At 72.0% G+C, this 11,412-nt stretch carries 6 protein-coding genes; 3 read left to right on the top strand and 3 right to left on the bottom strand.

Annotation, left to right across the window (positions count from 1 at the left end; translation table 11 throughout):
• Both AB0B33_RS44630 and AB0B33_RS44625 read left to right on the top strand, forming a co-directional pair.
• Positions 1–921: cytochrome b N-terminal domain-containing protein (locus AB0B33_RS44630; protein WP_360783688.1), on the top strand; the 921-nt coding region annotated here is incomplete at its 5' end.
• A complete protein-coding gene (locus AB0B33_RS44625) occupies positions 918–1,337 on the top strand; it encodes a hypothetical protein (protein WP_360783685.1) in 420 nt (139 codons plus the stop codon). The genes AB0B33_RS44630 and AB0B33_RS44625, both read left to right, overlap by 4 nt.
• Here AB0B33_RS44625 and AB0B33_RS44620 read toward each other — a convergent pair.
• A complete protein-coding gene (locus tag AB0B33_RS44620; RefSeq protein WP_247022465.1) occupies positions 1,306–2,157 on the bottom strand; it encodes a MerR family transcriptional regulator in 852 nt (283 codons plus the stop codon). The genes AB0B33_RS44625 and AB0B33_RS44620 overlap by 32 nt on opposite strands.
• Positions 2,158–2,217: 60 nt before the next feature.
• On the opposite strand from AB0B33_RS44620, the gene AB0B33_RS44615 reads away from it, so the two are divergent.
• On the top strand, positions 2,218–2,688 hold the full coding sequence (locus AB0B33_RS44615) for an ATP-binding protein (protein ID WP_360783682.1): 471 nt from the start codon (positions 2,218–2,220) through the stop codon (positions 2,686–2,688).
• Positions 2,689–3,189: 501 nt separating this feature from the next.
• Here AB0B33_RS44615 and AB0B33_RS44610 read toward each other — a convergent pair.
• Both AB0B33_RS44610 and AB0B33_RS44605 read right to left on the bottom strand, forming a co-directional pair.
• Positions 3,190–6,006: a PQQ-dependent sugar dehydrogenase gene (locus AB0B33_RS44610; RefSeq protein WP_360783680.1), complete on the bottom strand. Its 2,817-nt coding sequence runs from the start codon at positions 6,004–6,006 to the stop codon at positions 3,190–3,192.
• 435 nt (positions 6,007–6,441) lie between these two features.
• Positions 6,442–11,310 carry an RHS repeat-associated core domain-containing protein gene (locus tag AB0B33_RS44605; protein WP_360783677.1) on the bottom strand — a complete coding sequence of 1,623 codons (4,869 nt, stop codon included), beginning with the start codon at positions 11,308–11,310 and terminating at the stop codon, positions 6,442–6,444.
• Between the last annotated feature and the right edge of the window lie 102 nt (positions 11,311–11,412).

Here is an 11,412-nt window from a genome sequence, read left to right as displayed (position 1 = left end):
TACACGCTGCACATCCTGCTGCTGCCGGGCATCATGCTGGCGCTGGTCGGGGCGCACCTGGCGCTGGTCTGGTACCAGAAGCACACCCAGTTCCCCGGCGTGCGCCGCAAGGAGACCAACGTGGTCGGGGTGCGGATCATGCCGTACTTCGCGCTCAAGGGCGGGGCGTTCTTCACGCTGGTCATCGGGGTGCTGGCGTTGATGTCGGGGCTGTTCCAGATCAACCCGGTGTGGAACTTCGGCCCGTACAACCCTTCCCAGGTTTCCGCCGGGTCCCAGCCGGACTGGTACATGGGGTGGGCCGACGGCCTGCTGCGCGTCTGGCCGCCGTGGGAGCTCTACCTCGGCGACCACACCGTGCCCCCGGTCTTCTTCGCCGGCGCCATCGGCATCGGCGTCCTCGTGACGCTGCTGCTGAGCTACCCCTTCATCGAGCGGAAGCTCTCCGGCGACACCGCGCACCACAACCTGCTCCAGCGCCCGCGCGACGCACCGGTCCGCACCTCGATCGGCGCGATGGCGATCGCCTTCTTCCTCGTGCTCACCCTCTCCAGCTTCAACGACATCTTCGCCGTGCAGTTCGACCTGTCGTTGAACGCCACGACCTGGGCCGGCCGGATCGGGCTGCTGATCGCCCCGCCGCTGGCGTACTTCCTCACCTACCGGATCTGCCTCGGCCTGCAGCGGGCCGACCGCGAGGTGCTCGACCACGGCATCGAGACCGGCATCATCAAACGGCTGCCGCACGGCGAGTTCATCGAGATCCACCAGCCGCTGAGCGCGAGCCCGCTCGAGTACCAGGGCGCGCCGGTGCCGAAGAAGATGAACAAGCTCGGCTCGGCCGGGCGCGCGCTCCCGGGTTCGCTGCTGAACCCCGACCCGGCCGAGGAAACCCGGGCCCTGGAACGGGAACGGCGATGACCACCGCGCTCCGAAGCAGCGGCGCGGCGACGGCCCGCCTCGCTTCGGGGTGCGCCGCGGGCACGGCCGCCCTGTCCGCGGTCGCCACGGCGATCAGCTTCACCTGGCTGCCCGTCGGCTCCCCCGCGTTGGGCGCGGCCACCGGGCTCGTCGTCCAAGCGGTGCTCCTGCTGACCATTTCGGACACCCGCGACCGGCGGCTGCACCGGGCCGCGGTCGTCGTCGGGGTACTGCTGGGCGGCTTCCTGCTCGCCGGTTCCGCCTGGGCCGCCGCGACGCGGTTCCCCGCCACCCCGGCGGCCGTGCTGGTGTGCGTGCTGGAGAACACCTTGGGCCCGCTGGCGGTCCTGTCCGTCCACATCGGACGACCACGGCGATCGGCGGTCAGCACCCGAAATGGGCGAGGGCACCGGTGAACGACGGCGGGAGCGGCTCCCCGGCGGTCGGCAGCCCGCGCCAGCCCGGCCCCGCCGGGCGCACCGGCACCCCTTCCGCGTGCAGGGTGTGCAGGATCCGCACGTCCGCGGACTGCGACGTCATCGACCACACCACGACGTCGCTCGGGGCGAAGCGGGCGTTGACGACCCGCAGGACGTCGAGCGACACGAGCCCGCCGAGGAACATCCCCGGGGCGCCGTCGTCGCACAGCGCCGCGCCGAGCGCCTTGACCGCCAGTTCGTGGCGCTCCGTCGGCGCGCAGACGAACAGGACCGGCGCCCGCCCCGCCCGGGCCGGCGCCGGGGCCGTGTACCGGTCCAGCGCCCCGGACGCGGCCGTCGCCAGCGCCCACTCCGCCGCCATGGCGTCGCGGTCGCCGAACCGGGCCCAGCGCGCGCCGATCGCGCGCAGCACCGGAGCGAGGACGTCGGTCCACGTCTTCGTCACGCCCAGGCTGCCGAGCGAGTCGTCGACCAGGCCGCCCATCGTGGCCAGGTCGAGGAGCTCGGCGGCTTCGGTCAACCGCTCCCGGCGCTGGTGGGCGGTCGTGGCGGCGGCGGCCCGGGCCAGCACCAGCCGGGCGGCCTCGCGCGCGCCGGTGCCCTGCGCCTGCAGCGCCCGCATCCGCCGCAGGCGATCGACGTCCTCCGGCGCGTACCGGCGGCGGCCGTTCTCCTCGCGCTCGGAGGCGCCGATGCCGTACCGCTGCTCCCACGTGCGCAGGGTCACCTGGGACACGCCCAGTGCCCGCGCCACTTCACTCGAGCTGAGCGACCGTGCGCCGGACCCGCCGTCCATCCGGCCTCCTCCGTTTTGCATCGCACCTGCATCGTGCCACGGATCGACCGAGGGGAACCGATGGACACCGAACACCCGCCTGAGGGCGACGTCTACAGCGGACTCCGGCCGAGCGCCGAGGTCGACCGGTTGTGCGCCCGCATCGCCGCCACCGCCGAAGGCGTCTTCGACCTGCGGCAGCGCCCACGGCCACCGGCGCTCCGCCGACGGCTCGTGGACGGCGTCGGGTTCGGGTCCGCGCCCGCCACCCGGCTGGGCTTCGTCCTCCTGGTCGCCGACGAACTGGTCGACAACGCCTACCGGCACACCGGCGCGCCGCTGAGCCTGCGGTACACCCGGCACCGGGCCGGCCTGCTGCTGGAGGTGACCGACGGCGAACCGCGGAACGCGCACACCCTCACCGCGATCCGCGGCGGCGCGCACTCGCGGGGAACCGGGCTGGCGGTGGTAGCCAACCTCGCGCTGGCTTGGGGCGTGGACCGCGACGTCACCGAGAAGACCGTCTGGGCGCTCCTGCCCGACCAGGCCTGAGCTGCCCCGCCAGGGTGGAATCGGAGCACCGTCGGGTGACGCCCACCGTGTTCGGTGCCGATTTCCGGTACAAGGAGCCAGTCGGTGCCTGGGCGGCCCAGCGGGTTCGGGGGGCCGATGCCCCGCTGGGCTCCGGGCACCGGCGCGTCACTCGACCAGGTGATCTCCGGCCCTAGACGTCATTCCGCCCCCGGTTCGCCCTCTTGTCGTGTGCTGAGGTGATCGGTCCGGCACGCCCCCCGACCGGCTCGATGACCGCAGCTCGGCTCGGCGGCAGAACGCCCCCCGTTTGCCGCCGAGCCCTACCTTCCTCCCCCGCCCGGGTGATCATCACCCGCGAGCTCGTCACACCCCCACCCGGCCGGGGTCTCACCGGCGCACACGGTCGTCGGGGCCGTGTCCGGGGAGCGTTCGGCCGGGGGGCCGGACGACCGCACCAGGGGAACCGGTACGCCGGGCTCGCGTAGGGGGCGAGCCCGGCGCCGCCGGCCGCGGCTCAGTTCACCAAGGACGGTCGACCGCTCCGCCCGCCAGCGTGAACGTGATGTAGCCGCCCTGGAAGTCGCTGCGGTACACCCCGTTCGTCACGTACTCGTCGGTCGTCGGGTAGCGCAGGTAGGACCGCTCCCAACCCAGGGCCGCCCACCGCTTCCGGATCTCGCCCTTCACCGCGTGCGCCCCCGTCGCCACCGAGTAGTAGATCGAGTGCCCGAGGCTGAAGTGGTTGTACCGGCCGACCCCGTCCGGCGTCGCGCCTTCGTCGGTCGTCGGGTAGCCGAGCCCGCGCTCGTAGCCGAGTGCCGCCCACTTCTTGCGGATCTCGCCGAAGATGGCGTGCGCGCCCGTCGCGTTCGTGTAGTAGACCGACCCGACGTTGCCACCCTTGACGAAGTGGTTGTACCGGCCGACGCCGTCCGGCGTACCGCTCTCGTCGGTGGTCGGGTACCCGAGCCCGCGCTCGTAGTCCAGCGCCGCCCACTTCTTGCGGATCTCACCGTAGAGCGCGTGCGCGCCCGTCGCCGCCGTGTAGTAGATCGAACCCACGTTGCCGTTGTCGACGAAGTGGCTGTACTGCGCCACCCCGTCCGGCGTGGTCGCGGTGTCCGACGTCGGCGGGCCGAGCTTGGCGTGCCCGCCGAAGGCGAGGTACTTGGTCAGCACCGGGCCGGTGACGAACTTCGTGCCGCCCACCGCACTCCAGTACAACCGCCCGTTCGCGTAGACCCGGTAGTGGACCGGGCCGTCGGTGACCTCGGGCGCGGTCGGCGCGCCGAGCTTCGCCTGCAGCGCCGGGTCGGCGTTGTAGCGCTGGTCGATCGGCGTGGCGTAGTTCGCCGTCAACGTCAGGTCGGACGTGCCGACCGTGACGATCCACGTCGTGCCCGCCGGACCACCCTGCCAGCCGGTGAACTTCGAGACGCCGTCGATGCCCAGCGGCGCGGCCTCGACGTCGAACGTGGCCCCCTCGGCGACCATCGCGGTGCTGACGCCGCCCTCGACCGGGATGCTGAGCGCCGCGGGTTGCGTGCCGGCCAAGGTGATCCGGTGCTCGCGCGGCCGGGCCACGTAGGTCTTCGAAGCGGTCACCCCGGTGCTGTCGGTCACCGTCGCGGTGAACTCCATCCGCGAGTCCGGGTGCTCGGTGAACGGCAGCCCGAAACCGCTTCCCGCCCCGCCGGCGCCGGGGTGCGAGTGGCACGTGGCCTCGCTCGGGCAGTGCCGCACCGCGGAGGTCCACGTGATCGGCAAGGCGCCGTCCTCGACGTCGGTCGCGGTGGCGCTCAGGGGAACCTGCTCGCCGACCGCGAACGTCGCGGCGTCACCCGGCGTCGTCAGCGTGAGCTGGGGCGTGTGGTTGCCGGGCGCGACCGCGATGCCGGTCGCGCCGGTGGCACCCAGCGGGTCCCGGACGGTCAGCTTCGCGGTGAACGACCCGGTGCCCGCCGCGTAGGTGTGCGACACCGCCGGGCCGGCGTCGGCCGCGGTCGTCCCGTCACCGAAGTCCCAGTCGTACTTCAAGGGGTCGTTGTCGTAGTCGACCGATCCCGAACCGTCGAAGGAGACCGTGCGGGTGTCGGGATCGGTGACCGACGACGCGTTCGCCACCGGCGCGGTGTTTCCGGCCGAATAGCTCAGCCGCCGCAGCTTCCCGGACAGGATGTCGGCGTAGACGATGTCGCCGTTGACCGCGGCCGCGAACTTCGTCGGCCCGCCGATGTCGGTGAAGACCGGTGGGTTCTGCGGGGCCTGCGTGAGCTTGCCCTGGTCGTCGTAGCGCAGGGTCCAGATCTTGTGCGTCACGTAGTCGCCGAAGAAGTACGCACCGCGGTAGGCCGCCGGATAACTCGATCCGTTGTAAACGATCCCACCGGTGACGCTGTTGCCCTGCATGGCACCACTGCCGTGCTGGTACTCGAAGATCGGCGGCTGGTTCGCCACCCCCGCGCAGCCCGCGAGACCGCTGTACCCGGACGTCGGGTGGTTGCCCTCCCAGCACGGCCACCCGAGGTTCGCGCCGCGCTGGACGACGTCGACCTCCTCCCACGCGTTCCAGCCGACGTCACCCGCGACCGGCAGCCCGAGGTTCTGGTCGATGCTGAACCGGAACGGGTTGCGCAAGCCGCGCGCGAACACCTTGCTCGCGGTCGAGCCCGGGTTGGCGGCGTCGTAGTACGGGTTGGCCGGCACGCCCTTGCCGTCCGGGGTGAAGTGGAGGATCTTGCCGTAGGGCTGGGTGATGTCCTGCGCGCGCAGCGCCCCCGGGTCCACCTTCGAGAAGTCCCCGTTGTCCCCGATGGACATCCAGAGCGTCCCGTCCGCGGCGGCGGCGACGCCGTTGATGCCGTGGACGTCGAAGATGCCGGGAACGTCGAGCAGCGACTGCTCACCGCTCAGCCCGGTGGGCGCGGCGGTCCCGTCCACGCTGACCGTGAACCGCGACAGGCGCATGACGAAGCCGCTCGCCTGGTCGACCGACCGCGTGAGGTAAACGGTGTGCGACGTGGCGTAGTCGGGCGCGACGGCGACGCCGACCAGACCGAGATCACTGACGGCACGAGTGGGCAGCGTCGCGATGGTCTTGCCCGTCCCGTTCACGGGCAGCCACCGCACGCGGCCGTCCTTGGCCGTGGCGAGGACGGAACCGTCGGGGAGGTAGGCGAAGTCGGTCAGCTGGTACTGACCGAGCCCGGTGTCGGTGTCCCGCAGCACGAAGCCCGACGGCAGCGCCACCGCGGCCGCCTCGGTGGACGCGATGGGCAGCAACGCCCCTGCCAGCACTGCCCCCACGAGGAGGTGACGGAGTGCGCGAAGCTTCATCAAGGCCATGTCAGGTCCCTTCCGGCGGTCGTGTATCGCCGGGAAGGAGCCGTCGGTTGCACCTGCGTGCGTAAATTGACCTTTTCGTGACCCATGCCGGAAACGCGGCCGAAGAGACGGAAGCACCCGCAGGGTTCACCGTGCTTCACGCGCACCGGGGTCGGTGAGCCCGTAGCGAGCGAAGGGCGCCTGGTTCGCCCACGCCCGGAAGCGGTCCCCGTACGGCCAGTGCCACCGGCGGGCCGGGTAGTCGACCAGGCCGGCGGCGACCAGCGCCGAGGCGAGCAGCCGCGCGGTCCGCTCCCCCGGTGGGGGCCACTGTGGCGCTACCCCAACGGCGGCAGCACCACCGCGCCGTACCGCACCGGAACCTTGATCGGCGACGGCCGGCAGACCTCCGCCTGACTCACCCGCCCACCCGGCTGCCCCCGGCCGTCACAGCCCGAACTCCTTCGCGATGCCCTTCCCGTGCGGCTGCCACCAGTCCTTCTCCACACTGCCGCCCTTCGGGACCGCCGGGTTGCAGTGGTAGGTCGTGACCCAGTTGCCGCCGCCGTGGCCGTCCGGCTTCCAGTACGACGTCATGTCGTACTGGACGCCGTCGTCCTTCGCGTCCTTGTCGTACTGGACGGACTTGCGGTTGCCGTCGTAGCTTTCGCGCTCCGCCTTGGCGTCGTTGTAGTCCGCTTCCGCCTTGTCCCGGTCGGCCTTCGCGTCCTTGAACTGCTGGTTGAGCTTCTTGCCTTCCTCCATGACCGCCGGCTTGTCCTCCGCCGAGGCGTTCTTGTAGGCGGCCTTCTTCGCGTTGAGCTCCGACTCGAGCTCGTCGACCCTCTCCTGGTGCGCGTCGAGATCGCTCTTCTTCGCGTTCACGTTCTGGTCGATCGAGCCCGGGTTCTTGCCCTCCGTGCCGTGCTTGGCGTACGCGGGGTCGTTGCTGTACTTGGCGACTTCCTTGGAGAAGTAGTCCTTGTGCCACTTGTCGTTGACGTTGTCCGGGAACTTCGTCCCCGAGCCGCCCGTGTACTTCATGCCGAAGCTCTGGTTGCCTGCCTGGTGCTTCCCCTGGTGGGAGTCGACCTGCACCTCGGTGCCGTCCTGCTTGCCGAACGAATGCGTGTCGGACTTGCCGGCACCGCCGGAGCCGCTGGCCTGCGTCTCGTCGTTCTTGCCCTTGCCCTTGTTCCCGCCGCCGCGGGGGATGTTGCCCGCGTTGTCGCCGCCGCCGGGCTGGTCGTTCGTCTTGTTCTTGCCGCCGCCCTTCTTGCAGGCGAGGCCGAGCAGGTCGCGCTCCGCCAGCGGGTTGTCGACGTAGGCGGCCGGGTTGGGGGCGGGCCCGAGCCCGAGCGGGTCCTGGCTCAGGTACCGGCCGGTCGACGGGTCGTAGTAGCGGAAGACGTTGTAGTGCAACCCCGATTCGGCGTCGGCGTACTGCCCCGGGAACCGCAGCGGGGTGGCCGCCGGGCCGGTCTCGCGGCCCCACAGGCTCGCGTTCCCGCGCCAGACCGGCGTTCCCGCCGCGTCGAGGAGCTCGGTCGGCCTGCCGACCAGGTCGGTGACGATCGCGAAGAACCGGTCCTGCAGCGTCGCCGCGCGCTCGACCTGGACGACCGGCCGGTCGTCGCCGGGGTGGTACTCCCAGACGGTGACGCGCCGGGTCTGCGCCGCGTCCACGTGGACCTGCTCCACCAGCAGCGCGCCGCTCCAGGTGAACTCGTAGGACTCGGCGACCACGCGAGCGCCGGTGGCCGAGGTGACCACGCGCTGCTTGCCGATCCGGCGGCCGATCGGGTCGTAGCGGTACCACCACTGGTCGCCCTCGGGGGTCGTGACCGAGAGCAGGCGGTCCTGGCTGTCCCACCGGTACCGCCAGGTGCGGCCACCCTCGTTCCGCGCGATCACGCGGCCCTGGGGGTCGTGGTCGAAGGCGACGGCGCCGGCGGAAACCAGCCGGTTGTTCGCGTACCGGCGCGTCCCCGCGCTCGGCACCTGGCCGGGCTCCCTCGTCTCCACCACGTTCCCGGCGGGGTCGTAGCGGTAGGCCTGGCTGCCGGTCGCGCCGTGCACCTCGGTCACCCGGCCGGTGGCGTCGAGCACGAGCCGGGTCGGCCCGGTCACGTCGTCGTCGATCCCGGCGAGCAGCCCGTCCGGCCGGTAGCTGAACCGGCGGTGCCGCGGCGGCGCCCCGGCAGCCTGGACAGACTGGCCGACCAGGTTGTCGTCGACGTCGAACACCTGCGTGAGCGCGACCCCGCCCTCGACGGTGCGCGCGACCTCCCGGCCGCCCGCATCGTGCTCGAAGCGCACGGTGTGCCCGGCGACGACGAGCGATGCGGGCCGCCCGGCGGCATCGAAGGTCCACACACTGTCCACTCCGGACGGAGTGCGCCGCCGGACGGTGCCGTCGGCCTCGTGGACGTGGGTCAGCGTCCGGCCGTCGACCGACTCGCCGAGCACGGTGCCCTCGCCGTCGTAGGTGACGCGGAGCTCGACGTCGCCCATCACCGCGGCGGTCATCCGGCCGACCGCGTCGTAGGCGAACCGGGTCGTGCCGGCCGGGGAGCGGCGCTCGACGACGTTGCCGAGCACGTCGTGGACGTATTCGGTCTGCTCGCCCGCCCCGTTCGCCGACCGGACGAGCCGGCCCGCGGCGTCGTAGCCGAAGCGGAGCGTGCGGCCGTCGAAGTCCGTCTCCTCGACCAGCCGCCCGGCGGGGTCGTAGCGGTAGGTCCAGCTCTGCCCGAGCGGGTTGGTGACCGTGCTGGGCCGCAGCTCGGTGTCGTAGCTGTAGGTCGTCCGGGCGCCCGACGCGTCGATCGTTGCGGTGACCAGGTCGAACGGGCCGTACTCGGTCCGTTCGGCCAGCCCGGCGCCGTTGACGTGCTCGACCTCGTTGCCCTCCGCGTCGTAACCGCGGCTCTCGCGCACCCCGGAGGGCCGCACGCGCAGCCGTTCGCCGCCGTCGGGGGTCCAGCCGAGGACCACGGGCTGCCCGGACCGGTTGAGCACCGACCGGGGCCGCCCGAACACGTCCCGGTCCACCGGTGGCGGCTCTTCGTCCCCGCGCGTCCACGCGGCCTGCTCGGACGTCAGCGGTTTCGCGATGCCGAGGGTCTCGGTGAACGGGTCCGGCAGCTCGTCGCGCGGGTAGAAGCGGGAGAGCACGACGCCGTCGTCCGCGGTGGTCTCGATCGTCAGCCCGGCGGCGTCCTGGGTGACCCGCAGGAGCGAGCCGTCCGGCCGGGTCACCGACCGGAGGGCGCCCCGCTCGTCGTAGGCGAACGACGTCGTGCGCCCCAGCGGGTCGGTGCGGGACAGCAGGCGGTCGTCGCGGTCCCATTCGGACGTGGTGACCCCGCCCAGCGGGCCGACCTCGCGGACGAGCTGGTTGGCTTCGTTGAAGTGGTACTCCCCGGCGTGGCCGAGGGAGTCGGTGAAGGTCGTGACCCGCCGCTGCGTGTCGTAGGCGAACTCGGCGTCGTAGAAGCCGCGGTCGCCGATGGTGCGGACGCAGCGGCCGGACGTGTCGTAGACGTAGCGGAACCAGGTGCCGTTGCGGTCCTGCCAGCCGGTGACGCGGCCCGCGGCGTCGTAGTCGTAGACCTGCGGGCGGCCGGAGGCGTTGAACTCCTGCGTCAGGCGGCCCAGCTCGTCGTAGCCGAAGCGCCGCACCAGGACCCGGGCCTGGCCGGCCGGGTCGGTCACGTGGACGGCGGTGACCCGGCCGCCTTCGGTCTCCAGTTCCACCCGGTAGCCGGCGGAGTGCCGCAGGGCCAGCGGTGCGCCGAGGGCGTCGTAGTCGAACTCGACCCGGGCGCCGTCGGCGTCGGTGACCGACCGCAGGACGAGCTCGGCGGATCCGCGGCCCGGCAACGCGGCGAACCGGAGTTCCCGGCCGCGCAAGGGATCGGACTGGGTGTAGCTGCCGTCGGCGTGCCGGGTCAGCGGGCGCCGCGGCCCGTCCACGGGAAGCACCGGCGCGCCCGGCTCGGCGAGCGGGTAGACGAGGGTGGTGCCGTCCGCGGCGAAACACCGGACGCGTTCGCGGCCCACCGCCAGCCGCTGGTCCACAGTGGACACCCAGCTGGGGCCGAACCACCGGCCGGCGCGGTAGGACGAGACGTGCAGGCGCTCCAGCACCAGCGGCGACGGCAGTTCCAGGTCGACCTGGTCGATCACGACGTTGCCGCGCGCGATGTCCACCGGGTCGGTCTTGCACTCCCAGGTGTCCTTGCCGCCGCCGCCGGTGTCGCCGTCCTTCCCGGGGTCCTTCTTCGCGGGCGGCGGGTCGCTCGGGGCCTTGTTCCCGTTGCCACCCGAGTGGTCGCCCGACGTCGAGGTGGAACCGTCCTTGCCCCCGCCGCCGTCCTTACCGCCGTCCTTGCCGCCGCCACCCGGGGGGTCGCCGGGGGTCTTGTCCCCGGTGCCGCCCGAGTGGTCACCGGAGGTGGTGGTGGAGTCGCCGTCCTTGCCGCCCTTGCCGTCCTTGACGTCGGGGGACTTCGGGTTGCCGTCGATCTTCCCCGGCTTGCCCGGCGGGCCGACCTTCCCGCCCTTGATGTTCTTCAGCCCCTTGGCGGCGTCCTCGAACAGGGTGCCGGCCTTCTTCAGCAGCGGGACCAGGGCCTTGAGCGCCTTGACGAGCTTGGTCGTGAGGCTCGCGATCTTCGACGCGGTCTTCGCGACAGCGGCGATGACCTGCGGCACCACCCAGGTCAGCCCGATGCCGAGGGTGAACACCACCTGCAGCGCCCACGAAATCAGGTGCCCGACGAGTTCGGCGATGATGTCGCGCACCAGCGTGCGGACGGCGCCCACCACCTCGCCGGCGGTCTTGACGCCGCTCCCGGCGCCTTCGCAGCCCTTCTGCGCGGCGGCCAGCAGCCCGGACGTGTCTTCGGCCCGCTTGCGGTAGTTGTCGGCGGCGGGGCCCTGCCAGCCGGCGAGGTCGGCCTTGACGGCGTTCGTCAGCTCGGTCGAGACGTCTTCGAGCTCTTTGGCGATGTTGTTCCAGGTCTGCGACTGCGCGGCGATCTCGTCGGCGTTCCCGGTGAGGGCGTTGAGCGCCTCCTTGAGCGGGCCGACGTGCTCGATCAGCCACCCGACCCCGGCGGCGAAGATCGCGCCGAAGGGGTCCATCACCGCGGTCAGCGCGTCGAGGGCCGTACCGACGGCGCCCATCGCCACCGAGGCCCAGTCACCGCTCTCGATGGCGTCCTTCAGGCCGATGGCGTCTTCGAGGAGCGGCACCCCGGAGTACGACTTGGTCGAATCCTGCGTCTGCGCGACCAACGGGTTACCCACGGCGACCGACTCCCCTGCCAAGGTTCAGCATTCGGATGATCTTAGTGACCCGATAGGAGGCAGGTCGCGACACCGCCGCGGCTTGCCCGTTCGACTCCTGCG

Origin of the sequence: Amycolatopsis sp. NPDC049159, assembly GCF_040648295.1 — a bacterium.
Classification (GTDB): Bacteria; Actinomycetota; Actinomycetes; order Mycobacteriales; family Pseudonocardiaceae; genus Amycolatopsis; species Amycolatopsis pretoriensis_A.
This window is presented reverse-complemented; position numbering and strand designations above follow the sequence as displayed.